This window comes from Sphingobium sp. EP60837 (assembly GCF_001658005.1).
Lineage (GTDB): Bacteria > Pseudomonadota > Alphaproteobacteria > Sphingomonadales > Sphingomonadaceae > Sphingobium > Sphingobium tyrosinilyticum.
In genome coordinates, this window is the sequence record NZ_CP015989.1 from 59,874 (window position 1) to 85,069 (window position 25,196).

At 61.9% G+C, this 25,196-nt stretch carries 18 protein-coding genes and 1 pseudogene; 14 read left to right on the forward strand and 5 right to left on the reverse strand.

Annotation, left to right across the window (positions count from 1 at the left end):
• Window positions 1-3 precede the first annotated feature (3 nt).
• The 12 genes and pseudogenes from EP837_RS19660 to EP837_RS21710 form a co-directional block, all read left to right on the forward strand.
• Entirely contained in the window at window positions 4-714 is a 711-nt protein-coding gene (locus EP837_RS19660; RefSeq protein ID WP_066532504.1) for a type IV secretion system protein, read from the forward strand.
• Window positions 711-938, forward strand: coding sequence for an EexN family lipoprotein (locus EP837_RS20825; protein WP_082919884.1), 228 nt, complete (start codon window positions 711-713; stop codon window positions 936-938). The genes EP837_RS19660 and EP837_RS20825 overlap by 4 nt, the downstream gene beginning before the upstream one ends.
• A gap of 18 nt (window positions 939-956) precedes the next feature.
• On the forward strand, window positions 957-1,901 hold the full coding sequence (locus EP837_RS19670) for a type IV secretion system protein (RefSeq protein ID WP_066532508.1): 945 nt from the start codon (window positions 957-959) through the stop codon (window positions 1,899-1,901).
• Window positions 1,902-2,223: 322 nt separating this feature from the next.
• Window positions 2,224-2,913, forward strand: coding sequence for a virB8 family protein (locus tag EP837_RS19675; protein WP_066532690.1), 690 nt, complete (start codon window positions 2,224-2,226; stop codon window positions 2,911-2,913).
• On the forward strand, window positions 2,910-3,767 hold the full coding sequence (gene virB9, locus EP837_RS19680) for a P-type conjugative transfer protein VirB9 (RefSeq protein ID WP_066532513.1): 858 nt from the start codon (window positions 2,910-2,912) through the stop codon (window positions 3,765-3,767). The genes EP837_RS19675 and virB9 overlap by 4 nt, the downstream gene beginning before the upstream one ends.
• A 5-nt stretch (window positions 3,768-3,772) precedes the next feature.
• Entirely contained in the window at window positions 3,773-4,990 is a 1,218-nt protein-coding gene (virB10, locus tag EP837_RS19685; RefSeq protein ID WP_066532692.1) for a type IV secretion system protein VirB10, read from the forward strand.
• Window positions 4,991-4,992: 2 nt separating this feature from the next.
• A complete protein-coding gene (gene virB11 / locus EP837_RS19690; RefSeq protein WP_066532515.1) occupies window positions 4,993-5,997 on the forward strand; it encodes a P-type DNA transfer ATPase VirB11 in 1,005 nt (334 codons plus the stop codon).
• A gap of 19 nt (window positions 5,998-6,016) precedes the next feature.
• Window positions 6,017-7,975, forward strand: coding sequence for a type IV secretory system conjugative DNA transfer family protein (locus EP837_RS19695; RefSeq protein WP_066532696.1), 1,959 nt, complete (start codon window positions 6,017-6,019; stop codon window positions 7,973-7,975).
• The gene (locus EP837_RS19700) at window positions 7,962-8,921 is read left to right on the forward strand and encodes an LPD7 domain-containing protein (protein WP_225870707.1); all 960 of its coding nucleotides are present in this window, start codon (window positions 7,962-7,964) and stop codon (window positions 8,919-8,921) included. Before EP837_RS19695 ends, EP837_RS19700 begins: the two co-directional genes overlap by 14 nt.
• Window positions 8,922-9,175: 254 nt before the next feature.
• Complete coding sequence (locus EP837_RS19705) at window positions 9,176-10,006, forward strand: type IV toxin-antitoxin system AbiEi family antitoxin domain-containing protein (RefSeq protein ID WP_066532521.1); 831 nt, start codon at window positions 9,176-9,178, stop codon at window positions 10,004-10,006.
• Entirely contained in the window at window positions 10,006-10,839 is an 834-nt protein-coding gene (locus tag EP837_RS19710; RefSeq protein WP_066532525.1) for a nucleotidyl transferase AbiEii/AbiGii toxin family protein, read from the forward strand. The genes EP837_RS19705 and EP837_RS19710 overlap by 1 nt, the downstream gene beginning before the upstream one ends.
• Before the next feature lie 156 nt (window positions 10,840-10,995).
• Window positions 10,996-11,233, forward strand: a pseudogene (locus EP837_RS21710) (integrase); the annotation flags it as partial.
• Between the two features lie 96 nt (window positions 11,234-11,329).
• Here EP837_RS21710 and EP837_RS19715 read toward each other — a convergent pair.
• Window positions 11,330-13,585: an AAA family ATPase gene (locus EP837_RS19715; RefSeq protein WP_066532527.1), complete on the reverse strand. Its 2,256-nt coding sequence runs from the start codon at window positions 13,583-13,585 to the stop codon at window positions 11,330-11,332.
• Window positions 13,586-14,024: 439 nt separating this feature from the next.
• Here EP837_RS19715 and EP837_RS19720 point away from each other — a divergent pair, with 439 nt between their 5' ends.
• Entirely contained in the window at window positions 14,025-15,302 is a 1,278-nt protein-coding gene (locus EP837_RS19720) for a metallophosphoesterase family protein (RefSeq protein ID WP_066532530.1), read from the forward strand.
• Complete coding sequence (locus EP837_RS19725) at window positions 15,289-18,774, forward strand: YhaN family protein (RefSeq protein WP_066532534.1); 3,486 nt, start codon at window positions 15,289-15,291, stop codon at window positions 18,772-18,774. The genes EP837_RS19720 and EP837_RS19725 overlap by 14 nt, the downstream gene beginning before the upstream one ends.
• Before the next feature lie 34 nt (window positions 18,775-18,808).
• On the opposite strand, the gene EP837_RS19730 is transcribed toward EP837_RS19725, so the two are convergent.
• Genes EP837_RS19730 through EP837_RS19745 form a run of 4 tightly spaced genes read right to left on the reverse strand, consistent with a single transcriptional unit; the run spans window position 18,809 to window position 25,129 of the window.
• Complete coding sequence (locus EP837_RS19730; protein WP_066532539.1) at window positions 18,809-20,734, reverse strand: hypothetical protein; 1,926 nt, start codon at window positions 20,732-20,734, stop codon at window positions 18,809-18,811.
• A 9-nt stretch (window positions 20,735-20,743) separates the two neighbouring features.
• Window positions 20,744-21,352 carry an abortive infection system antitoxin AbiGi family protein gene (locus EP837_RS19735; protein WP_225870708.1) on the reverse strand — a complete coding sequence of 203 codons (609 nt, stop codon included), beginning with the start codon at window positions 21,350-21,352 and terminating at the stop codon, window positions 20,744-20,746.
• Between the two features lie 52 nt (window positions 21,353-21,404).
• Window positions 21,405-23,129 carry an ATP-dependent helicase gene (locus EP837_RS19740; protein ID WP_066532546.1) on the reverse strand — a complete coding sequence of 575 codons (1,725 nt, stop codon included), beginning with the start codon at window positions 23,127-23,129 and terminating at the stop codon, window positions 21,405-21,407.
• Complete coding sequence (locus tag EP837_RS19745) at window positions 23,126-25,129, reverse strand: ATP-dependent nuclease (protein WP_066532549.1); 2,004 nt, start codon at window positions 25,127-25,129, stop codon at window positions 23,126-23,128. The genes EP837_RS19740 and EP837_RS19745 overlap by 4 nt, the downstream gene beginning before the upstream one ends.
• Window positions 25,130-25,196 lie beyond the last annotated feature (67 nt).

Below are 25,196 nucleotides of genomic sequence, written 5' to 3' on the forward strand. Positions count from 1 at the left end.
GTCATGAAAGCATCACGAGCGCTTGCGGTTGTAGGCGGATTGGCGATCTCCGTGCCGGCCTTCGCGCAGGGCATCCCGGTCTATGATTCCAGCACGTTCTTGCAGACCCTCTCGACGGTGAAAAACACCCTGTCGATGATCGAACAGGGGAAGCAGCAGATTTCCCAGGCCACCGAGATGTTCAACAGCGTCAACAAGCTGACGAACGTCAATCAGATTGCCTCTTCCCTGAACACCGACGCCGTTCGCCACCTCTTGCCGAGCGAGGCACGGGACATTCAGCGCCTCATGTCCTCTAACACGACGGGGCTCGGCAGCCTTGGCACGGCCGCAGACCGGATCCGCAGCAGCAACCGTGTCGAGCTTCCCGAGCTTCGCCCGGACGCCACCGCTTTCGAGCGCTCGAACCGCGATGCCATTTCTCGCAATGGCGACATGGCGGCGCGCGACGCGGCCATCGCCGAGGCAGCATATGGCGTCACCGCCCAGAGAACGACGGGTCTCGAGGAACTGCGTTCGTCGCTGAACACCGCGTCGGACGCGAAGGACGTGATGGATATCCAAGCCCGTGTTGGCGTGGAGAATGCTCATATCCAGAACGACGCGGTGCAGCTTCAGGCTCTCACAATGAGGCAGCAGGCGGAGCAGCGGATTCGATCGCAGCAGGAGAGCGAGCAAATCTTAGCGAGAAAGCTTGGGAGCCTCCATCAATGAAGGCAACCATCTTAAAAACCTGCGCGTTTTTCGTCCCGGCGTTTCTGGTTGCGTGCCAACCTCCCGCCCGCGGAAAGGATTACCTCAAAGCTCACCCTCAAGAGCTCGTGGAAGTCCTGAAGGCGTGCGCCGATGGCACGCATCGTGACGCACAGGAATGCTCGAACGCAGAGAGTGTCAAGACGCTCAATCAAAAGCTGCGCTCGCTGTCGGCGGCCCATTGACCGTGATGGGAAGATGAGATGGCCGACGGGCTCTTCACCACTCTCTACACGAACATCGACGGCAAGCTCGACATGTTCCTCAACGAGCGCCTGAACAATGTCATCGAGGTCGTGCGCGGCCCACTCGCGCTTGGTTTGGTCATCTACATCGCGCTGTTCGGCTACATGGTAATGCGGGGCATCGTCAGCGAGCCTTGGGGCGAGCTTGTCTACCGGATGGTGAAACTCTGTCTGCTTTATGTAGCGGCCACGACGGTCGCCTACACGGAGTGGGTGACCAATCCGCTTTTCCACGGCATGCCCGATGCGATCTCGCAGGCTTTGGCGGGGCACACCGTCACGAGCGTTGGCAATGTGTTCGATGACTATTTCAGTCAGTGCGACGTCATCATCGCAAGGATTGAGACCGAAGCTGCGACGTACAGCGATATTAATCCCTATAAGTTGGTTCTGTACGTCCTGAGCCTCGGCCTAAAAGCACTTGCCGGTTTGTCTGCGGCGATCGGGTTCTCGATTACGGTTTTTGCCAAGGTCGCGCTCGCCATCATCATAGCGCTCGGACCGATCTTTATCGCGCTTTCTCTCTTTGAGACCACGCGCAGACTGTTCCACGGTTGGCTCGGGCAGGCGTTCAACTTCATCGTTCTGATGGCCGTGATCATCGCCATTACGGCCCTGATTACCGACCTTGGTGCGACCGCGATCACTGCGTCGGAAGGTGTCGGAGATGCGGCGCTGGGTGCGGTACTGTTCGCCGTCTATATCTTTCTGGGGACGATCTTCTTCTTTCAGGCCCCCTCGATCGCAACCGGCATAGCCGGAGGGGCTTCGGCCGGTGTCGGCGCTTTCGCCGGCTCGGCATGGGGGACCGTGGCGGCGCCGTTCCAGCAACGTCGTATCTCGCGCAACAGTCGCAATCTCGAAAAGGCCGCTCAGCAGGGCGGTTCGGTGAGCCGCGCATGAAGAAGGAAGAATCTTTGACGAGGCCATCCACCATAATCCGCGCGCTCCGTCGATCGGCAGTCATCATCATCCTTATCCCGACGCTCGCCCAAGGTGCGTCCGGGCCGAAGAAGCTGCCCGTCTGCAACGGCAAGCACCTGCGGGAGGTGAACATATACGGGAGCGTGCTGCCAGGCTCGCCGCTCCCGGCAATTGTGGCACCCCCTGCCCCGCCGCCCGTGCCGCAGATCAAACAACCAGTTGATGCCGGCACGCCGCCCCCGCCCGTTCCCGAGAAAACGTCCGCGCGAGCGACCCCTGTCACCTTTGGGAGTTGCTGATCATGCGGAATCAGACCGAAGGCGTGCCGGCCAAGGACGCCGAACTCTATTTCGGGCATGCCCGATCCTGGGATCAGGACCGTCAGCGCAAATCGTTACGAACCGAACGTATCGCCTGGGTCGTGGCCGGCCTGGGGCTGCTTGCCGCGACCGCGGAGGGCTTCGCACTCGCGGGCCTGGCACCGCTGAAGACGGTCATGCCGTACATTATTCGCGTCAATCAGACGACAGGCGCGGTCGATGTGCAGACCACCCTCACCCAGAAGCCGATGCGCTATGACGAGGCGGTCACGAAATTCTTCCTCGCGCAATATGTCCGGGCACGGGAAAGCTGGTTGCCGGCGGCGGCCGAGGAGAATTTTCGCGCTGTCACCATCCTGTCCGAACCAGGCGAGCAGCAGCGCTGGGGCCGGTTTTTCAGCTCGAACAACGCTGCGAGCCCTCAGGTCGTCTGGGGTAAGGGCGCGGTCGTCCAAGCCCGTGTCCGCAATATCGCCTTCATCAACGATCGTGTCGCCAACGTCCGCTTCACGCGGACGGTGCAGACCGACACTGATACGCAGAGCAGCGACTGGATCGCGACCGTCACCTTCCGGTACACGAATGCGCCGATGGCGGAGGGCGATCGCTATCGCAACCCTTTGGGGTTCCAGGTCGAGAATTACCGCGCTGATCCGGAGGTGGTGCGGTGAAGCGCCTTCTTTCCATAGCGAGTCTTCTCGCCATTATAGCGACACCCGCCCTCGCGGAGGACACCCCGCGCGGTGGGCCGGCAGATCCGCGCGTGAAATTCGTCGAATATCAGGAGACCCAAGTCTACCGGATCGTCGGCACATTTCGGACGGCGACCCAGGTGGTTCTCGGCGCCGATGAGACGATCGAACATGTCGCGCTCGGCGATACTGTCTCATGGGAAGTGGCGGTTGCTGGTCATATCCTGTTTCTGAAACCCCGCGAGCGGGCGGGACCGACCAATCTCATCGTGACGACCAATCGCGGAGGCGAGCTGCGCAACTACGCCTTTGAGCTGACCGCACGCCGGGGACCGATCGGCAGCGGGAGCCGCGATACATTCTTCCAAGTTCGGTTTCGCTACCCGCGCGATGAAGCCGATCGTGCCGCCCGCATGCGCGCCACCCAGGAAGCGCAGCGCATTGCCGCGCTGCAGGCGAGCGCCGTTCGGGGAGCCCTTGACCACGGCGTCATCGATGGACCGCGCAACCTGAACTACAAGGTCCAGGGTTCGAGCGATCTTCAGCCGTCTGAGATCTCTGACAACGGCCAGTTCACGGTCCTGCGTTTCCCCGGCAACCATGAAATCCCGGCGATCTATCTCGTGCGACCGGACGGCTCGGAGTCCTTGGTCCCATTCGATGTCCGGGACGAGTTCGTGGTCGTCCACGCCGTGGCGGCTCAACTGCGCCTGCGCCGGAACCGGGAGGTGCTGTGCATCTATAATCTCGCGCCGACACCTTACGGTGTCGATCATGGCACCAACACCGCATCGCCGCATGTCGAGCGCACCATACAAGACCCGAAGGAGTGAGTGCGATGGACGAGACGTCGGCCGAGGCCCCTCGCCGCCCGCAGGGCGATCCAACGCCTGAACGCGACGAAATCATCCGCGAACGCGGCATCGACCCAATCGGGGGGATGACCCCTGCCAAGCGGAATACAGCCCTGATTTTCGCCGGGACGGCGATGGTGCTCGGCATTTTGTGGGTGAATTCGGGACCGAGCAAGACCGGCTCGAGTTTGATGGGGAAGCCAGAGGCAATGGCCAAGCGGCCGGATCTCGCGGCGCGCGAAACCGTCGCTTATGATGCTGTCGCAGTGAAACCCAAGCCGCTCGGCACCGTAAGCGCCGATCCTAACGCGCCTATCCTCAATCCTCCACCGACCGTTGGCCCTGACGGACAGATCGTGCCGGCAATACAGCCCGGAGCGCAGCCAGCGGCGGCAGCGCAGAACACGCGCCAGAACCTGGCCGATCAGGCTCGTCGTTCAACATTGATCGCCTATGGCGGCCGCGACGCGCTGCAGGCTCCGGGAGGTTCTAACGGTGCTGGCTCCGACACCGGCAATGCGGGCACATCTGGCGATGGCTCGACCGACCCGGCTGTCCGCAGCGCGCCCAATGCGCTCGATGCGCTTCGCCAGAGTTCGGCCGTTGGCGAGGCACGCGCCTCAATGCTGCCCAATCGCAACTATCTCGTCACCGCCGGCACGCTGATCCCCTGCATCCTTCAGACCGCCATGAATTCGGCGCAGCCGGGTTACACCTCCTGCCTCATTCCGCGGGACGTCTATTCAGAGAATGGCCGCGTCGTGCTGATGGAGAAGGGCACCAAAGTCCTCGGCGAATATCATGGTGGCATCCAGCAGGGGCAGAACCGGCTCTTTGTGCTCTGGACCCGAGCCGTCACGCCGCAGGGCGTGCGCATCGATCTGGCCTCTCCGGGGTCCGATGCGCTCGGGCGCGCTGGCATTGCCGGGTCCGTAGACACCTTCTTTTGGGCGCGGTTTGGCAGTGCTCTGCTGCTCTCGCTGGTCGACGATGCAGCCTATATCGCCGGACAATCCGTCTCCGGCGGGAGCAACAATTTCAACAACACGACGCGGACCCCGAGCGAGGGGGCGAGCATCGCGCTCCAGAACAGTATCAACATCCGTCCGGTCCTGAAAAAGAACCAGGGCGAGGAAGTCGGCATCTTCGTCGCCAAGGACTTCAATTTCGCGGATGTCTACAACCTCGAATTGCGGCGCTGAGGATGAGCGATACCGCTGTCCTGCGCCATTATCTCGCACCGATCCTGCCGCTGCTGGAGCCGGTCGAGGTGACGGAGCTTGTCATCAACAAGCCCGGCGAGGTTGGCATCGAGGATCATCGCGGTTGGCATTGGCATAGCGTCGCCGAACTCGACAGCGACTGGCTGGCGACGCTGGCCGTCGCAGCAGCAAGCTTCACCCGGCAGGACGTCAACGCCGAGACGCCGATCTGCTCGACGATCTTGCCGGGCGGAGAGCGGTGCCAGATCGTCATTCCATCGGTAACCCCGAACGGGTCGCCATCGTTCACGGTGCGCAAGCCCTCGCGCGTCAATCTGGCGATCGATCAACTCGCGCAGACCGGTTTGTTCAACGGAACTCGCTCGGCTGCCCGCGGTCTCGGCGAAGTCGATGCGCAATTGGTTGCGCAGCGCGATGCGGGTGACTGGCCGGCCTTCTTCAAGACCGCCGTTGCCGCCCGCAAGAACATCCTGGTGAGCGGCGCGACCGGCTCGGGCAAGACCACCTTCGCCAAGGCGCTGATCCAGTTGATCCCGCCTGACGAGCGGCTGCTCACGATCGAGGACACGCGTGAGCTCGTCGTCGAGCATCGCAATGTCGTTCATATGGTCTATTCGAGCGAACGTCAGGGTTTGGCGAAGGTCGGCCCCAAGCAATTGCTCGAAAGTGCGCTCCGCATGAGGCCCGATCGCATCCTCTTGCAGGAGCTGCGCGACGGCACCGCGTTTTTCTATCTGCGCAACGTCAACTCGGGCCATCCAGGTTCGATCACGACCGTCCATGCCGGCTCGGCGATGGGCGCCTTCGAGCAGCTAACGTTGCTGGTCAAGGAATCCGAAGGCGGACGCGATCTGGCCCGGGACGATATCCGTGGGCTGTTGCACATGCTCGTCGACGTCGTCGTCCAGACCCGCAAGCGCGGCGGAAAATTCGAAGTCGAGGAGGTGTATTTTGATCCGGCTGTCGGACGCACGACCGCTCACTAAGGTTGCGATTGTCGCGGTGATGCTCGCGGCGACCATTTTGGCATGCGCCCTGTGCGCGGTGCTGGTCGCACTGGTCGGCCTGAACCAGATCGGCCCGCACATGCAGATCTCGGCGATACCCGCCTGGCTCTGGTATTATCGCGGCGATCCGCTGCTTCATCTGTGGCTGGAGCGCGGTGCGTTGGTCAGCGGCGCCATCGCTTTCGTCATCCTGCTCGTCATCCTGAAGCAAGGGCGCTCGCTCCACGGCGAGGCCAGGTTCGCGCATGAAAGCGAAATCCGGCGCGAACATCTGCGCAGCAACAGTGGGATCATCGTCGGGCAGAAAGGCGGGCGCTATCTCCTTTTCGGCGGCACCGAACATGTCTTGCTCGAGGCGCCGACGCGCGCCGGCAAAGGCGTCGGGGTGGTGATCCCCAATCTGCTGAGCTGGGCAGACTCGGTGGTGGTGCTCGACGTGAAGCGCGAGAATTGGGACATCACCGCGGGTTTTCGCGCGCGGCATGGCCAGGCGGTCTATCTGTTCGATCCGCTCGATCCCGAAGGGCGAAGCGCCCGCTACAATCCGTTGAGCTTTATCGACCGGCTCGACGACACCGATGTGATCAACGAGCTCCAGAAGATCGGCGGCATGCTGTTCCCGGCCCCTGAAAAGGCCGACCCGTTCTGGGCGGAAGCGGCGCGCGCGGCCTTTGTTGGTGTCGGCGCCCTTGTCGCGGCCAATCCCGCCCTCCCCTTCACGATTGGCGAAATCTATCGGCGACTGACGACGGGCGATCCCAAGATCGAACTCCCGAAGGTCGTCGAAGAGGCGCAGAAGCGCGGGCAACGGCTGAGCCAGGCCTGCGTATCGGCGTTGAGCGACTTCACCTCCGCGTCAGATAACACCTTCTCCGGTATCAAACAGACGATCACATCGAAGCTCAATCTGTGGCTCAACCCCTATGTCGATGCGGCGACGTCGGAGACCGATTTCGATCTGCGTCAGGTCCGGCGTGAGCGGATATCGATCTATCTTGGGGTGTCACCGGACAATATCGACCGCATCGCACCGGTCTATAATCTCTTCCTCCAGCAGCTGATCGATCTCAATACGCGGGAACTGCCCGAGAATGGCGGCCGCGTGCCGGTGCTCATTCTGCTCGACGAGTTCGCCCGCCTCGGCAAGGCGCCGGTTATCGCGTCAGCTTTTTCCTACGTGGCAGGCTACGGACTTCGCCTGTTGCCCGTCATCCAGAGCCGGTCCCAGCCCCGCGGTATCTATGGCGCGGACGTTACCGACGAGATCATCGCCAATTGCGGACTGGAGGTCGTATTCACTCCCAAGGAGCTGAAGGTCGCCAACGAACTCTCCGAGCGGCTCGGCTTCTTCACGATGAACGTCAAATCGAAGAGCCGCACCATTCATGGCCTGCTCGCCAACCGCAGCGTATCGGAGTCGGACCAGCGCCGCGCGCTGATGATGCCCCAGGAACTGATGCAGATGCCCAAGAGCGACCTTCTGCTGATGCGCGGCGGCATTCCGCCCGTCAGGGGCCGCAAGATCGAGTATTTCCGCTCCAAGCGCTTCACGAGCCGGATCAGTGACCCGCCCAAAGTCGCGCCCCGTCCGATCGCGATCAACGCAGTGTCGTCCGCCGCCAAATTGGCAGGCGAGGCGAACACCCGTGATCCGTTGGCGCAAGCCCTTAGTGCGAAAAAGGCTGTTTTGTTGAGCGACGGTGAGGCGACCGCGCCGGCAGAGCGGGCGGATCCTGTTATGCGCGCGCTCACTGGTGACGAGTTGGCGGGCTTTGCCGAAATCACCGATGACATGTTGGTACTCGGCGACATGGTGGATCTACCACCGCCCGGCGACGAAAAGGCGGCTATTGCCTTTGTCACGGCGATGACGGCCCGGGCCGTTCTCGATCCCGTGGGTGCCGGTGCCCAATCTCCAGAATTTGCGACCGAGAGGCATGACCATGGCAAAGAATGATTCCAAGCAATCCGGTACGATCCGGACCATTGCCAACAGTATTGGCATCGACGACGCCGAACGGCGCAAGACGCCGGCGCCTGGGGCGGCTGCGCCGGAAAAATCTGCGCCCGGAGGACCTAAGGACGGTCCCACTGAAGCGCTTGGTCATACCGGCGCTGTCGGTGCGTCACGACGTGCGCCCAAGGTGCATTCCACCGAGGCGGGCGATGTGCCGGACAGCGTGCGGAAGCGCTATTACGCCGACAAGGCGAAATGGTCGGGCGAACCCGCCTTTTTCACGACGGCGCAAGCAAAGGATCCCGCGTTTCGCGATCAGGGGCGGCGCCTGATCACAGCAACGGAGAGCCAGGAGGTCGTCAAGGATCTGGTGGCGATCGCACAACACCGCAATTGGGATCGAATTCACGTAACGGGCTCGGAAGAATTTCGGCGATCGGTCTGGATCGAGGCCAGTCAAAAGGGGCTGGAGGTACGTGGCTACAAGCCCAACGATCGCGATCTCCAGGAGCTCGACCGGCTGCGCGGGGAAACGAGCCGCAATACGATTGCGCCCATGGCAGCCCGCGACGTCGATGTCGTCCGTGGTTCAACTGGGATGGGCCGCGAGAGCGACGCCAGTGGTTTGGAGCGGCCGGGTGCGCGGCGCGGCGATCGTGGCACCACCCCGAATGATCGCGCGGCCGACAGCCAGATGCGCGTGATGGAAGCGGTGATCCGACGGACGTTGTTCGACAATCCCGAGGCGGTTGCGCGGGTGATGACAGTCGCCCGCACACAGCTCGATGCGCATATCGCGTCGGGAAGGAACATCCGACCGGCAATGGTCAAGGATGCCGCCCCCAGCGTCAGGCAGGATGTGGTCCGCGGCCGTGACCCAGCCACACCCCCCATCCCTCGTCCGGGTCGCGAGCCCAAGCCCCAAGAACGTAGCCGGTCTCGGTGATCGGGAATCGGGTCCTTTGGGCCGCAATCGCCACTGCGCAGATGGGTAAGCCGAATCGCTCCTGGTTTAAGAACCGCCACCTTTGTTCGGCTTTGCTGAACAATTATCGTGATTGATAAACCACAAGCGGTGCAACTCGAGCCTGCCTAATATATACTATGCGCGCGAACCGTCCCGCGAGTCGCAACAGTCTTGCCATATAATATAATTACCGTTATATCGAACGCGCCGGACATCGCTCACAGAGGCTCAAATTGCGCGAAGGATATAATCTCAAGACGCTTGGACCTCGGGCTGCCCAGTTGATCGTCGAACTCAACGAACGCCGTCAGCCGATCTTTTCGCTCGCGGACGTCACCGATATCACAGGTCTGAGCCCGTCGTCGGCACGCAGCCTCGTTGCAAACACCGAAGCGCGCGGGATCGTCACGCGCCTCAAGCCTGGCCTATACAATCTGGTGCCTTTCGAGCGGGGCCGGGACACCGAGCATGTGAGCGATCCTTACCTCATCGCAAGAACGCTGGTTGGCGACGCGGACTACTTCATCTCCCACGGCAGCGCTCTCGAGCTGCATCGCATGGTCACCCAACCGCAATTGGCTATCGTCGTCTCCTGCGCCAAACGCCTGCGCCCGCAGCACATCCACGGGTATGAGTTCCGCTTCGTCGACGTCAAACCAAAGGATTTCTTCGGCCTGACCGAGATCTGGATCACACCCGAAGAGCAGGTCCGGATCAGCGATCCCGAGCGGACTATCATCGATGGTCTGGACCATCCGCAATATGTCGGCGGCGTCACGGAGGTCGCCAAGGGGCTCTGGATGAAGCGCGATACGCTGCGGGTCGAACTGATTATCGACTACGCGCTTCGCCTCGGCGTTGGCGCGGTAATCCGCCGCTTGGGTTATCTGCTGGAATTTTACGGGCTGGCCGATGCAGCCGCATTGGAGCCATTGTGCGCGCGGCTGACGCCGACCTATCAGCGCCTCGACCCCCTGTTTCCCAATGAGGGCCGGATGCTGGCCCGATGGCGCATCCGACTCAACGTCGAGCCCGACGAACTCGATATAATCCGGAGCAGTTGATGATTCCCCAGCGCGATCTCTCCCGTATCGCCAACGGCCTTCTCAAGCCTCGCGGCCGCCGCGTGCCCGAGGCGGTGATCGAACGCGACTATTGCCTGGCCTGGTTCCTGACCGGTCTGGCCCAGCATCCTTTGCGTGAATTTCTCGCCTTCAAGGGCGGGACAGCACTGCGCCGCTGCTGGTTCGAGAATTACCGCTTTTCCGAGGATCTCGATTTTTCGCTGACCAAGCCGATCGAACTAGACGCGATCCTCTCCGGCCTGAACGAGATCTTTGCCATCGTCGAGGCGGCGTCGAGCATCAACATGGCCTATGATCGACCCGACCGGCACGGTCATCAGAACACCCACACCTTCTATCTGAGCTATAAAGGCCCCCTGCCCGCGCGCAGCGACGTGAAAGTCGATATCACGATTAACGAGGTGTTCTGCTTCCCGCTGGCCGAGCGCCCGATCCTGCGGACCTTCGAGGAGTTTGCCGACCTGCCCGAAGGCCCGACCGTTCTGGCCTATAGCCTGGCGGAGATTTTCGTCGAGAAGCTGGCGGCCCTGTCGGACAAGGCGCGCACCGAGCCGCGTGATCTCTACGACCTTTGGAATCTGCTCGGGGAACGGGACATCCGACCAGCGGAATATCTTGGCGAGTTCACCCAGAAGCTCACTCTGCGGGAGCGCGCACCCAATGGGGTGACCGCAGCGATCGCCGCCAAGGAGAAGCGACTGGGCACGCTATGGACTAAGCGCTTACAGCACCAGATGAGCGATCTGCCGCAGTTCGAAGGGGTGTTTCGGGAGGTTATGCGCGTTCTGCGCGAAGCCGATCTTCCAGAATAGGATTGAGAGTCCCGCTACCTGGCCCCGCAATGCCGCCCCTCGAGATTATGCACTGGCGATTATGGATATTGGCGTGTGCCTAACGGCGACGGACCGATGATGGGACATTTGAGACAGTCGGCTTCGGGAGCGTCCGATGGCGAACCCTGCCGTTCCTACACGATGTGGGAGGGCGCTATCCATCCCCTTTCGGTTGGTCTTGATTATCAGGCGATGATCCAGCGAGCAGCTGATCGCGGCGCGCTTGCTCGAGGGGATCAGCGCGCATTCCACGCCAATGGGGTTCAACCAGGATTTGTTTACGAGCGGTGAGGATCCTGTCGGCATCATGGATGCGTTGCGCTGGAAGAGTCCGCGGATGCCGCTCGCGTACAACCTTAACCTTGCTGCCTAACATGGTGCTGCAGGGCGCATTATGGCAAAGATTGGTTAGTTTGGAGCCGACGTCGCCGGACGGCGAAACGGACCTAATTGGCGACCACGGTGCCGACTAGGAGGTGGCGAGCTTCTCAAGTCCCTCGTAATGAAGCGGTTCGAGGGTTTTGATCATCTCGAGCAGAAAAGTAACGTTCTTCTGTGTCTCGGCGACCAAGGCCGGATCGAAGCCCTTGCCGGTCGGATGAGAGAGGTCGTTGGAGAATTTATAGATAGCGGTCTTTTTATGCGGATCGAATGTGGTGCTTTCCAGCTTGGCATAGACGCTATTCTCGAAAGGTCTGTGAAATTCGAGGAACGTCTCCAGCACTTTCCGCGCCACGTTCGGAATATGATAGGCTGCGAGAATGGTCCCGTCGGACTTGAAGTCATGCAGCAGCTTAAACAGAAAATTATATTCGCTCGGATGATCGAGTAGCAGTTTGTCGAGCGGCTGCAGGCACGCCTCGCGACTGGTCTCCGACTCGCTACAGACGATCATGTAATAGGATTTCGTGCCAACCGATCTGGGAACGCTTTTCAGCCAGTTGAGCAGCAGTTTAAGAAAGTCGAAATTGTGGGTCAGCAGGAAAATCTGCTTGGCATCCTTCACCGCGTTCTTGAGAAACGCGAAGGCCTGGTAGATTGACGCGGCATCCATGCTAGAAATCGGATCGTCGATTACTACGATGCCCTCGACGAGATCGAAATCCTGATCGCCGAGCTGTACGATGAAATAGAGAAAGGCGATCGCGGTCTTTTCACCCTCGGACAGGCGTTTGGCAGCCTTGCCCCGCCGCAGCACGCGATATCCCTCGTTGCTGGATTCGAAGCGCAGGTCGGTGCGTCCCAGAAAATCGCGGAGCCGCTCAGTCATCTGCGCGCCGCCAGCATGTTCGCTCGAGACCTGCGCCTGCTTGGTTTCGTAGGAGACTCTGATCGCCGCAAGGCTGCGCGGGTCCGGCAGGTCGGAAGCACCATCGGTCAGGTTCGAGACGATCGCCTTTTGGGCTGCGATCCGCTGATCCAGATCACGCACCTGTACATCGATCGTCGACAGATAATGACGTTGGATTTGCGCGCGGGCGTCGGCTTTCGCGGCATCGAACTCTGCCGACTTGCGATTGTGCCGCTCGACGAGCGCTGCGAGCATGGCGATTGCCGCTACCAATAAAGACAGGTCGATCAGGATCGTTGCCGAGCTCGCGGTGGACCGATTGAGCAGCTTGTCCTTGAGAAGCGCCGCGACGGCGTCCAGTTGGCCGACGACCTCGTCACGACGCCGCGTGATAACTTGGCACGCCGTCTCATATTCATCGCGAAGTTCAGCATAGAGCGCCGTTCTGGCAGGAAGCTCAAGCACCCCGAGCGCATCCCGGAGCGCATGCACGACATTCAGCGCCGCCAGGATATCGGATTTCAGGTGCTGATCCTCGACACCGAAATGCTCAGCAAGCGCGGCCATCCGGGCCGGCGGCAGTTGCTGATCGCAGAATTCGCAATGTGCAGAGCCGTGGTCCCGGTGGAGGGCGACGCCCTGTTCGACCCAAACCGCGATCGCGGGTTCCTCGACCAAGCGGCGCAGCACGCCCGCTTGGGCGGTGCGGGCGAGTAGGGCCGAGACCAATCCGGGCAGAGCTGCAGCGATGTCGACGAATGGGCCCGCCGGAAGGACCGGCCCGCCGCCGTAGCTGGCAAGCGTCGGGGACGTGATCACATCGAGCTGCTCCTGATGGACCGTCGCGCGATGCACTTCGAGCAGAGCATCGCTCAGAGGCGCCAGACCCCGCTCATTGGCGTAGGCGGCCTCGGCGTCGGGTTTGCGATAGCTGCGCAGGGTGCTGCCGCTCGTTGCCTCGCCAATGGTCTTGGCAATCGCCGAGAAGACCTTACCTTTGTCACTATCGAGCTTGGTGATCGCTTTCTGCGCGACATCAATCGCCGCGCGCCGCTCGCCATGCAGTTTCTTCTCGGCGACGACGTCGTCCGCCAACGCCTTGTTGTCTTCGCCGATGATGAGGATGTGACGAAGCGGAGCGTGGAATTGGCCGATATTCGCCTCGACATAGTCCGAGTTGAATACGCGGACCTTGCGCGCGTATCGCTGTCCCTTCGCGAGCACCCCGGACTGGCTATCGATCGAGAATTGGAGGTCGGCATATTCGGCATGTTCGCCAGTTTCCAGGCAGCCGAACAGACGGGAAAGCGTCGTCTTTCCTGATCCGTTCTCGCCGTAGACGATGTTATATCGGCCAAATTCGGGCAGCTCAGCCGTCGGTGTGAAGTCGCCAAATACACCCAGCCCCTGGATGCGCTTTATCGCGGTTAGCATATTGCGTCAGCGTCGTTTAGCCCGACCGGAACGTTGACGTCAGGAGATGACCCAAGGCAAAGCGACTGTGACGGCGCGAACCGGCGGCAGCCGCCGGCGATGACCTCGGAAATATGCATTCGTTCCCCCCACGCGACTCGGTCTGTCTACCAGACAGGCATCGTTTGGGTGCACGGTATTCTGGAAGGCGGTGCAAGCAAAGCCCAGGAGGGTCCAAGTGTCTCCCGTCGCGGGCATCCGCCCCCGCTTTAAGCTACACTACGCCGGCGGACACAGTCGGCTGAACGGCGACTAACGATCGACGGCCTCCCTTCGTTGAAAACCGCGAATTTGTGCCTGAACCACCGGCAGGGGAAGGCCCTTTTAAAGCATGCCATCGTATCGCATCTGGTACGCGCTAATGCCGCTTTAATTGAGACATTCTCACCTAGTTTGTGCGATGTGGAGCCTCGGAGGCAACAGATTGACTGAATTTTCTTTTGTTCATGCGGCTGATCTTCATCTCGATAGTCCTCTTCTAGGGCTGGCGGGCAAATCGGCTGAATATGCCGCGCGGGTGGAAGCGGCATCGCGCCAGGCGTTCGACAATCTAATTGCACTCGCTATCGACGAACGCTGCAGGTTCATGGTGCTGGCAGGTGATATCTTTGACGGCGACCTGCGCAACTTCCAGACAGGCCTCTACTTCGTCGATGGCATGCGCAGCCTCGAAGAGGCTGGCATTGATGTCTTCATGGTGCTGGGAAACCACGACTCCGCCAATCGCTTCGCCGACAAGCTGGCCCTGTCAGGCAATGTCCATGTATTCCCGAAGGCGAAGCCAGCAACGCACGTTCTCGACGATGTCAGGGTCGCGATCCACGGCCGCAGCTTTCCGCGTCCTGATGTCTCCGAGGACATCGCGCGGGCATATCCTCCGGCGACCGGGGCGCTGTTCAATATCGGCGTTCTCCATACGGCCTGTGCGGGCAGCGAAGGTCATCACGCCCGCTATGCGCCCTGCACGCCAGAGCAGCTTACCAATCATGGCTATGACTATTGGGCGTTAGGCCACGTCCACGCCCATGCCGTGCTTGGCGAGCACCCGCACATCGTCTATCCCGGCAATCTTCAGGGCCGACACCCACGAGAGACGGGGCCCAAGGGCGCCGTCCTGGTCAAAGTCAATGACGGCAGAGTCACCAGCCTCGAGCATCGCGCGCTGGATGTGGTGCGCTGGGCGTCGATCACAGTTGATGTGTCGGGAACGAGCGAACACCCCGAACTACTGGATCTCATTCGCAGCCATATCGCCCAAGGCGCAGAGCAGGCCGACGGACGGCCTATTGCCCTGCGCCTCACAGTGACTGGAACGACACCGCTCCATTCCAGATTGATCCTCGAGCGCACCGCTTTCCGGGAGGACGTGGAAACACTGCTGGCAACGCTCTCGGATGACGTGTGGCTCGAAAAGCTGAGGTTGGAAACGGCCCATCCTGAAGCCCCGGACGCTGTCGATCCAACGGTGGCTGGAAAGCTTGATCAGGAAGTGACCCGCCTCAGCCAGGACAGCGCAATTGCGCAAGTTCTCGAAGCGCGGCTTGCCGAAATTCGGACGAAACTGCCCGCTGGCGCACATGCCGATGCATTCATTGAGCAGATGCGCGCCGAGATACCCGAACGCGCCGCAGCCCTTGCGCGCAGTCTAGTTAGCGAGGCTGGTCATGCGCCTGACTGAACTCAGCCTTGAGAAATATGGCGGCTGCGCCAGTCGCGAGCTCGCCATTCCTGAAACAGCGGGCCTCACGGTGGTCTACGGTGCCAATGAAGCGGGCAAGAGCACCTGTCTCGAGGCGATTAGCGACTTCCTGTTCTCGATCCCCAAGAATACTCAGCGCGGCAGTTTGTTCGGCTACGATGGCATGCGCATCGGGGCCACGATGTTGATGGCAGATGGTAGCACGGTGACGCTCAAGCGCCGCAAGGGCAACGGCAAGACACTGGCTGACCTGTCTGGAACGGCGCTCGATGACACCGTCCTTGCGCCGGTGCTGGGTGCCATCACACGGGAGCGGTTCGAAACACTCTTCGGTCTCAACCACGAAACCTTGCGCAATGGCGGGGAGCGATTGCTTCACGCCGATGGCGACATCGGGCGTCTGATCGTCGAAGCAGGCGGCGGCTTGCGCACGCTGGTATCTCGCCTTGAAGGTATCGACGGCGAAGCGGACAAGCTTTTCGATACGAGGCGGTCGGCAAATCGTGTTTTCTACCAGCAGCTGACCGCATTCGAGGCAGCCGAAAAGACAGCACGCGGCGCGCAACTGACCCGGGAAACCTTTGAGCAGACGCGCAAGGCATCGCTCGCAGCCGGGGAAAAGCTCGAGGCCCTGCGCCTTGAGAGGCGCAGCCTCGGCGCATCGACGTCCCGGCTGGAGCGCGTCCTTCGCGTCGCGCCCCACTTGCGTCAGCTGGCCGGCCTGACACAGGATCTGGTCGGCTACGACGATGTCGCGTCCTTCCCGGGTGATTTCGCGGCCAAGATGCGGACTGCTCTGGACCAGCGCAACGGGGCTGAAACGCGGCTCGAGGGTGCGATCGAGCGGCGGGACCGCCTGAAGGCACGGCTTGATGCGCTGGTGGTGAACCCGGGCCTCAAAGCCGCCGAACAGCGGGTGCGTGATCTGGCTGAACGCGCCATTCACGTCAGCAAGGCCCGGTCCGATCGTGCCAATCGTCAGCGCGAGATTGATGGCGGCGAGGCTCAACTGGCGGCGCTGCGCCGGATGCTTGGTCTGCCAGCCGATGCGGACCTTGCGCCACTGATCCCGGACCAGTCTGCCCTCAATCTTGTGCGCTCGGCTGCCGACGAGATGGTGGAGCGCCGTCCAGGCCTAGCCTCTGCCAGAAAGCGCCTTGGCGAACTGGCGGCTTCGCTTGCGGCGATTGACGTTCGTTTGGAAGCGGCACGCCAGGCAGGGCATAATGCTCCGCCCGAGGCGTCATCATCCGCCTTTGCCAGCCTTGCGGCCCAGAAGTCAGCACACCAGGCACGTCAGCAAGCGCTGGATACGGACAGCGCAACATTGATCGGACGGCTCAAGGCGCTTGGCTTCGATACCATCGATGCGCTTGCCACCCTGGCATGCCCCAGCGTTGACGATATTCGCAGTGAGCAGGCCGCGCGCGGGACATTGACTTCGCAGATCGAGGATCAGGCCAAACTGAGGCGGCAAGCCGAGCGCGACATTTCAGCCGGTGAGGCTGAGATTGGCTCGCTTCAGGCATCCGGGACCATTGCAAGTGATGCGTCACTTGCCGAAGCGCGCAGCCTGCGCGCCGATGCCTGGAGGCCAGTAAAGTCGGCATATGTCGCGGGACAGCTGCCCGATGACGCCACTGCTCGCCTAGCCGTTGCTGACGGTCTGGAAACGGCAATCGTGTCTGCGGACGAGCTTGCCGATCGCCGCGCGGCAGAGGCAGAACGGGCTGCATCGCTCGCACTCGCGTTGCGGCGCGTCGCAGAGGCACGGACTGCGGTCACGGCGGCAGAGGCCGAGATGGCCGCGCTTGTCGCACAAGGCGAAGTGCGCATCGCGCAATGGGGGAACAGTTTTCCGCAAGTTCTGGTCAAACACCCGGAACTGGCGTCGCTGCTCCAATTTGGTCAAGCCCGCCAACTGGTGCTGGAAGAATCGGAACGCTTGCGGAATTCGGCAAATGCGCTGGCATTGGAGGAGGCCCAGCTTGCGCCGGCCGCAGAGTTGCTCGAACGCATCGAACAGAGCCGCAAGCTCGATACCACACTGTCGTTCGCGGCCCGGGTCAGCGCGGTGCAAAACGCCATTTCCCGGCACGAACAAGCACATGCCGAATATCGCAGGGACACGCGGGACCGGGAGGACTTGGCGCGGCAGCACAAGCTGGTTGAGGCGGAAGTGCAACATTTGTCCGACGCACAGGCCGCCTGGGATGCGGCATGGCCTGCGGCAACAGGTGCGCTGGGTCTCAAACCCGACATTTCGCCGACAGACGCCAACAGTGCGGTCACCGAATGGGTTGGCGCACGCGGTGTGCTTTCGGCAATAGGGCAGGCCCGCCAGCGGCTCAAGCGCATGGACGAAGACGAGACGAGCCTTGCGAAGGATGTCCGCAGCCTCGCGACCGAACTCGCCATCGAGATCGGCGAAGACTGTGTCGTTGCAGCGCAGATGCTGCTGGCCCGGTTTACCGACAACGCCACAGCGCAAACCCAATATGATGGTGTACTGCCCGACTTTGAGGAGGCGAAGGTCGAGGCCGACCAAGCGGAAGAGGCCCTCGGCACCGCTCGGGAGGAGCTGGCTACGCTTGCGGCTTCGGCAAAACTTGATGGCGGCGATGATGGGGCCCTTCTGGACGCAGCTTCACGGTGTGAAGCACGCACGGCTTTGTGCGATGAGATCGCTCTGGCGGAACGGACCGCGACGGACGTGGGCGACAAGCTTGATCTCGCTGCCTTTCGGGCGGAATGGGATGAACGCGACCTCGATGAGGTTCGCGCGGAACTAACCGAGCAGACATCGCGTGCTAGCGAGATCGAGAGCGAAATTGAGGCAGCCATTCTCGCCGAGAAAGCCGCAAAGGACGACCTTGCTGCCTATCTGAGCCAGAGCGAGGTCAATCACGCCGTTGCCGAACGCGAAGCGGCGGCAGCGCAGATGCATCTCGCCCTCGAGCGCTATCTCGAGTTATCAGTTGCGCGAGAATTGGTGACGTCGGCGATGGCAACGATCCGCGCAGAACAGCAAGATCCGCTCATTGCGCGGGCAGGCGAACTGTTCACGGCAACGACACTCGGTGAATTCGCCGGAATCGAGACCGATATCGATGACAAAGGCCATCCGGTCGTGGTTGGACGGCGAGCCAATGGCGGTATTGCTGCGGTCGCGACCATGAGCGACGGCACACGCGACCAGCTTTTCCTCGCCTTCCGGCTGGCAAGTCTTGAGAATTATGCCAGTGCGACGGAGCCGCTGCCCTTCATCGCGGACGACATTCTGGTGCATTTCGATGATGAGCGCAGCCGGTCAACGCTCGACCTGCTTGCCGAGTTCGGCAAGAGCAACCAGGTTCTGCTGTTCACACACCATCGCAGTGTCCGGGCGCTTGCTGAACCATTGGCTCGACAAGGCCTTGCCAATATCATCGATCTGGATCGTGCGGCATGAGGTCTGGGCGAACGAAGGCCGACCGTGACTCGCCTCAGCCGTCCCTTGGCTTGATATGACTCACGCGCAGCGCGATCTCGACAGTGCCGAACCTCGCCAAGGGGCGAGGGCGCCGTCCGTCACCACCCTCGGCCTTCGCCACGAGCTCCGCCAGCGGGTCACCGGTCCGCAACCCGAGCACCATGTACGTGAGCCATTCTGCGAACGGGCGAGACGCAGGACCGACCAGGTCCGCCGGGATCTGGGCGGCGCTCGCAGCGTGATACCGCGCCAAATCCTCGACCAGTTGCGTCGGGATCATCGGCACTCCCCTGCCGAGTAGCCCGGGGCACTGGAACAGATAGAAGGACGACCCGGTCTGGCGGATTAGGTCCCTCATCTGCGCAGGGTCCAGCTTGAAGGAATTGGCGAGGCCTTTCTCCGGGTGGGTGGTATCCTTGAGCCGCAGCCGCTTCGCCTGCACGAGCGTGGCGCGCTTGCCGAGCGGACGGCCATCGAGATACGGGTCCACGATCAGGCAGAGATCGGCGGAAAACGAGGGTAGCACCGCGTCGCCCTTCGGGTTCACCCCCGGCTTCCCCTCCTCCGACTTGTCGACCGGCCGATAGTTCAGTTCGATGCTCGTGCTTCGCGCCGAGCCGGTGGCCCTCGCCGTCGCCCGAAGACTGTCCCCCAAGTCCCGAATGCGGGAGGCGAGGTCGGAGAAGAAGCTGCGAAGCAGTCCCTCCTCTCCCTCCTCGCTGTGATCTCGATACTGCTGCGCGAACCTCCTCTCCTCACAGGCCACTGTCTGCTCGATGAGCAGTTCGAGGAGCCGGTCACCGATCCAGGTGTGCGGTTGTTCAGACGGAGTTGGGCTGAGACCGATGCTGAAAAGCCCGTCAGCGATGGTGCTCACACCCGGCGCGGGCCAGACGTCGTCACCAGCCGATTTGTCGAAGACCGCAAGACGCACCATGTCGGCCCGGTACCCGACTTCTCGGTCTATGTGGTCGACGAGCGCCTCGACGAAAGCCACATCATCCGCCTCCACCAGTCGCGTGGCCGCGAAGAGCGCAAGATCTTGCTGCTGCGGCGGGCTGCGGCTGAGCAGCGCCTCGACGGCCGCCCGGCGCAAATCGGCGTCATCGCCGATGGCCTTGCGCAGACGCTGGACGTAGACCGCCCGCACGTCGGGACCTGAGGTGGAAAGCGCTCCGCCGAGGTCGAGGATCAGCCGCGCGACCCCTCTGACCGGGCCGTCGGACAGTATCTCCTCCCACGCCGCGTGCCGCATCGCCAGCGTGTCTTCGGTATCCCATTCACGCTTCTCGGGAACGGCTGTCTTGGTCACGTCGGCAAGCTCGACCTCATCGCACAGGATCGCGAAGAGCTTGACCCACGGCGTCCAACCGAGCCCTTGAGCCGCCGCAGCGACAAGGACGGTCGGCACTAGGTCGTCGGGGAGTCCCTCCACGGCGGGGAACGCCCGCCTGGCCTGGTTCAGATCTCGGATCACCAAGGCGTTCACGTCAACGTTGCGATGCCAGCCGGCAAGCGCCCCTTGCGACGCTGCCTCAATGATCGCCTCGATCATGGCACCGGACTTCGCCATTTCGGGGAAGACCTTCAGGATGTCGCGATGGAGACCGTGCCTGGTTATCGCCACCAGCGCGATGTCGGCATCGAGTTCGCCCGGGCGCGACGAGAGGAGCGTCTGAAGCGCGATCGAAGCACCCGCATCATCACCGTACCGTTCTAGGGAGGTGGCCGCTGCCGCAGCCAATGTTGCGACCTCTGCAGCGTCCAGCTGCGCCATCACCTCAGGGAGTTGCAGCTCTCGCGCTACATCTTCGATCTCTTTTAGGTCGACGGAATCTGGCATCTCGATCCTGATCGCACGCCGACCATGCTTCCGGGTCGGATTGTAGCGATACAGGATGGCATAAATGGCCGGACAAGTTTCGAAGTTGGCGGTCATCGGACGATCTCAGGAACACAGTGCAGCGACAATCTGGTCCTCTCCCCAGTATGGATCGATGAAGGGACATTCGTAGCTCGGCCCCACATGGTCGACTTTTGCAGAGTGGAAGAAGGCACGGGCTGCTTCATGGAGGTCCTCCGGAATTATCAGAAACGCCGGATCCGACTCCGAGAACTCGAGATCGCCGACATGCCGCCATTCCCGCTCCCATTCGTAGAGGTACTGCAAGTTGCCATAAGTGCCCGGCAAATCCACGAAAGGCGCAATGTCCCAGACGGACGCGTTCGGGTCATACACCGCCGCATTCACCATCGCCTTGATCGCCTGCGCGTGGGGCGTGTCCTTGTAGGCGTAGAGGATTGGACCGCCACCACGCTCGACGATGAACTCCTTCCGGAAGCCGATCCCGTGCGGACCTCGGACGTCCGCCAACCGCTTCAGATGGTGAAGCGGCACCTCACTGAAGCACACAGACCTGCGCGCGGGAGCGAGCTTGCGCCCGGCGCCGAAGGCCTTCGCAGCGACGATGCGCCGGTCGTAAAGGATCGAGATCGCATTGTCGTACGCGGTCCTCGGCGGTTCAGCCTTCGCGAAGTGCACCACGTATTTCGACATGTCCTTCCATGAGGGGGCGATGTTTCCGATTAGCGTCATATCTCGCCCTCGATCAGACGACGTCATGTCGCTGCGTCGTGCAGCCATGAGTGGAGAGGAGCGCCTCCAGTTTGGGTGCCGAATTCTTCGGAACCGCAATGACCAGCAGCCGCTTCGCCCTTGACGCCGCCACATAGATCTTCCGGGCATCCTCAGCATCGTCCGGTGTCCCCGCTCCCGTCTCGAGGTGTGCGAGTATCTTGCTGGTCTTGTTGCTCGTCATGACCACGCACACCGCCGCGAACTCCAACCCCTTCGCCGAGTGGATCGTGCGCGCGGGATGCGAATCCAGCGGCGGGCTGGCCAGCGCCGCCTCAAGGTCGGAGGTCGATCGCAGGCGCTGCCCGATGGTTACGGAAGACACGAGACCGGGGTCTAGAACGGCGCGAGCCCTCACGAGCCACGTTTCGGCAGTCATGCCAGGGACGAACTTCAACTGCGATGCGATCTCGATGATCCCGGGCCGCCACGTTGCATCGTCTGCCTCAGTGCCGGAAACGTGCCGATGGTATTCTCCAGGTGCCTGGATGTGACCCTGTACCTGGAGGACAGCGCGGTGGAGGGCGACGAGTGCCTCCCGCCGGTTGCCGAGGCCGAAGGAGAAGTGGAAGTCGGTGACGGCCCGGGCGAGAATCAGCGTCATGTGCGCCGACTCCTTCGGCGCCGGATGCCCGATTGCCTTGCCTGCGGTGGGAAGCCGCGACGCGAGAATAGGCGCGTCCGCATGCGGGATCTCCAACGAGCCCGCCAACTCCCCGAACTTCGTACCGATCGCCGCAGGCACCGACGTCCCACCGTATGCGATCACATGGACGGGCGTCGTGTCGCCCTTCAGATGCCCCAAGGCCTGATCGACTGCAGACCGGGCGGCCGGCGGTCTCAAGGCGACGATGGCGGAGCAGATCGCAGGGGTCGACCGGAAGTTGCCGCTCATCGGAAGGCGCTCGGTCTTACCGAACCGTTCGGCGAACCTATGGAGCTCGTCCGTTACGCCACCCCTAAATTTGTAGATCGACTGGTTAGGGTCGCAAATTACCTTCACGCTCAGCTCGGAATCGCGGAGCCACTGGACGATTTCGAGATCGGCCGGGTTGCAGTCCTGCGCCTCGTCAACGACGATCTCGCGAAACCGCGCGGCCAGCGCCCTCCCGAGCCTCTGCGCGAACTGCCTGTCAGCTAGCCGAACACGTACGCTCGCCCGCACATCCTCGAAGTCGACATGCCCCTTGGTGCGGGCAGCGGCCAGCATGGCTAGTGCTCGGGCTTGGTGCCTGGCGGGATCCCGATCGAACCGAAATTCGGTTGCAACAGCCGGGTCCATTGCGCCCGTTTTCCTATCGAACCCCCGGAGCGGGATGGCCTGCATCGTTTCATGCGGCTGCACTGGCCATTTCGCCTTGTCCGGAATTAGCCGGGGCATCTCACTGCACCCGTCGATCCCGAACGGCGCGACGAAGAACTGCCAGAGAAAGCGGTCGAAGGTACCAATGAAGCTGGGGAAGAGCTGGGCCGGAAGCACACCGAAGCTCCGCAGACGCGCCTCCAGCTCATCGACGGCTGCGTTGGTGAAAGAGAGAAACGCAACGCCACGACGATCGCTGCGATCGGCCAGCAGAAGTCGTGCGCGTTCGACAAGCGTCCGAGTCTTCCCTGCTCCAGGACACGCGGTGACGAACGCGCAGCCATCGTGAACTACGACCGCCTCCTGCTCGAGCGTCGGCCTGTAGGCCGCCGTCACGTACCGACCAACTGCTCAATGGCGCGGGCGATGTAGGCCGGCACCTTCAGCTCCTCGCCATCCTCGATCCGGCGAGCGAGAATCTGAGCGAAGTCGCCCTTGCGCGCGCTCTTGAATACCTTGTTGATCGCTTTGGCGCGCTCGTCTCCCTCTTTCTTGAGGGCATTGCGCCACTTGGTCTTCGATCGCGGATGCAGTTCCAGGTAGGCCTTCCCGAGTAGATCGGCGTTTCCAACCTCTATCAGTTCGGATTCGAGTGAGTAGGTGCTCGTGATTGCAGCGAAATAGTCGGTTGCGCCCAGCTCACCGACCAGCCGATCCAGCGCGAGCTTTCGCCGCTCGCCGGGTATAAGTCCGTCGTCCACCACCTCTTCTTCTGGTGCCGCGCACGTGTCGTCGCTGCTCTGCTCGGTTTCGTCTGGCGATGCATCCCTAGTCTCCGCTTCGCCATCGTTCGCCGTGTCCTCCTCATCCTCGTCCTCGTATTTCGTGCCCTTGTCGCCATCGGTCATGACCACGACCCGATCGGCAATGCGCGCTCCATCGACCTCGGTTAGGAGAAGAGACACATAGGGAGCGAAATCGACCCCATCGATTGGGATGAAGACGGCGGATCGGAAGAGTCGAAGCTTATCCTTCTGTCCCTTGAGAACGTGGTGCTTGGCGATTGCTGGAAGCAGGAGCGCCTCTGCGATCCCTTCGACCAACAGCGCCCTCCCGCCGAACAACAGCGCCGCCTTCGTCACGTCGAGGTACCGATCGACCTTCCTGCGATCCAACGGCTTCAGCGCCATTCTGGCAAGCGGCAGGCATCTCGTGGAACGGCGCGGCGAAGCTGCGGAGATCGCCTCTGCGACGGACTCCACCGCCGATTCGTTCCCCGCCCCCGATTCCGAGGTCAGCACCTCTTCGATCAGGCTGGCGTCGAGCGTAGCCGGCTTCGGATGCTCATCCCTCTCACCCGTTCCGACCGACGCGATCACGGACTTGAAGACGACCAGCCGGTCGCTGCTGACCCATGCCGACAGGTTCGGCGAATGCGTGGCGACAACCACCTGCAGCTCGCCGGCCGGCCCGTGATCGGTGGGTGGAGCATTCCGGGACTGTTCGGCCTGATCGCGCAGAAAAGACAGCACCGCCGCCTGCAGCTGGGGATGCAGGTGCGCTTCCGGCTCCTCGACCAGGAAGAGGGTCAAATCGGTGTTCCGAACCTTCTCCAACTCGACGGCTATGATCGCCATGAACAGCAGGTTCGCGTAGCCGTGCCCGGAGTAGCGAAGGTCCTCGGGATCGATGCCGTGGTCCGCCAATTTGAACCGAAGGTCCCGGGCTATGTCGATCAGGGCCTCGTCGGAGGCAAAGCCCAGCGTCGCAGCCTGCTTCCGCACACCACCCGTCAATGCGGTCAGCCCCTTCCCCACAGCATCTTCGACCTTCATCAGCACATCGTGCCGGCTCTTACGGCCAAGTTCCCTGGCTAGGTCCGTTGCACTCGTACCTTCCAGAAAGTGGTTGAGCAGCGCCATGATGCGCGTCGGATTCCCAGATGCGAGCGACCGCTTCGCGTCCCGTAGAGTCGGTAGATAGACATGACGAACCATGTCGCGGCAATTCGGCTCCGCAATATTGCCATCCCTGCCCGCCCACAGATGCGGCCTCGCCCCGCCGGTGGTCGCATCATAGCGCAAGCCGAAGCAAGCCCTCGTCAGGCTTGCGTCGGTGGCAGCCGAAATCAGTCGTCCCTGCTGTCCGGCGGAGAGTCCGGCGAAGTGCGCCTCCAATTCAAACTGGGCCGTGCCGCATTGGAAGCGCACGTCGGTCGGCTCGCAATATATCTCGCGGCGTCCACCAAGCGGCGCGGTCAGCAGCCGGATCGCATCGATCGCGTTGCTCTTGCCACCGTTGTTCTCTCCCACAAAGACTGTCAGATCGCTCTGCAGCTCAAGTCGCGCTTCGTCGAACGATCGGAAGTTACCCAGCCTGACACTCTGAAGATACATCGAGCCCCCTTCTCCTCCGGCGACAGCATAGTGGAAGCCAATAAGGGCAGCGAGGGTAATAAGGAGC

What these genes read in the sequence shown, in the direction of transcription:
- virB11 (WP_066532515.1), top strand. Translation starts at nt 4,993, where the DNA reads ATGAGCGATACCGCTGTCCTGCGCCATTATCTCGCACCGATCCTGCCG.
- EP837_RS19745 (WP_066532549.1), bottom strand. Translation starts at nt 25,129, where the DNA reads ATGTATCTTCAGAGTGTCAGGCTGGGTAACTTCCGATCGTTCGACGAA.
- EP837_RS20825 (WP_082919884.1), top strand. Translation starts at nt 711, where the DNA reads ATGAAGGCAACCATCTTAAAAACCTGCGCGTTTTTCGTCCCGGCGTTT.
- EP837_RS19720 (WP_066532530.1), top strand. Translation starts at nt 14,025, where the DNA reads ATGTGGAGCCTCGGAGGCAACAGATTGACTGAATTTTCTTTTGTTCAT.
- EP837_RS19700 (WP_225870707.1), top strand. Translation starts at nt 7,962, where the DNA reads ATGGCAAAGAATGATTCCAAGCAATCCGGTACGATCCGGACCATTGCC.
- EP837_RS19660 (WP_066532504.1), top strand. Translation starts at nt 4, where the DNA reads ATGAAAGCATCACGAGCGCTTGCGGTTGTAGGCGGATTGGCGATCTCC.
- EP837_RS19675 (WP_066532690.1), top strand. Translation starts at nt 2,224, where the DNA reads ATGCGGAATCAGACCGAAGGCGTGCCGGCCAAGGACGCCGAACTCTAT.
- EP837_RS19695 (WP_066532696.1), top strand. Translation starts at nt 6,017, where the DNA reads ATGCTCGCGGCGACCATTTTGGCATGCGCCCTGTGCGCGGTGCTGGTC.
- EP837_RS19670 (WP_066532508.1), top strand. Translation starts at nt 957, where the DNA reads ATGGCCGACGGGCTCTTCACCACTCTCTACACGAACATCGACGGCAAG.
- EP837_RS19725 (WP_066532534.1), top strand. Translation starts at nt 15,289, where the DNA reads ATGCGCCTGACTGAACTCAGCCTTGAGAAATATGGCGGCTGCGCCAGT.
- virB10 (WP_066532692.1), top strand. Translation starts at nt 3,773, where the DNA reads ATGGACGAGACGTCGGCCGAGGCCCCTCGCCGCCCGCAGGGCGATCCA.
- EP837_RS19715 (WP_066532527.1), bottom strand. Translation starts at nt 13,585, where the DNA reads ATGCTAACCGCGATAAAGCGCATCCAGGGGCTGGGTGTATTTGGCGAC.
- EP837_RS19730 (WP_066532539.1), bottom strand. Translation starts at nt 20,734, where the DNA reads ATGACCGCCAACTTCGAAACTTGTCCGGCCATTTATGCCATCCTGTAT.
- EP837_RS19735 (WP_225870708.1), bottom strand. Translation starts at nt 21,352, where the DNA reads ATGTCGAAATACGTGGTGCACTTCGCGAAGGCTGAACCGCCGAGGACC.
- EP837_RS19710 (WP_066532525.1), top strand. Translation starts at nt 10,006, where the DNA reads ATGATTCCCCAGCGCGATCTCTCCCGTATCGCCAACGGCCTTCTCAAG.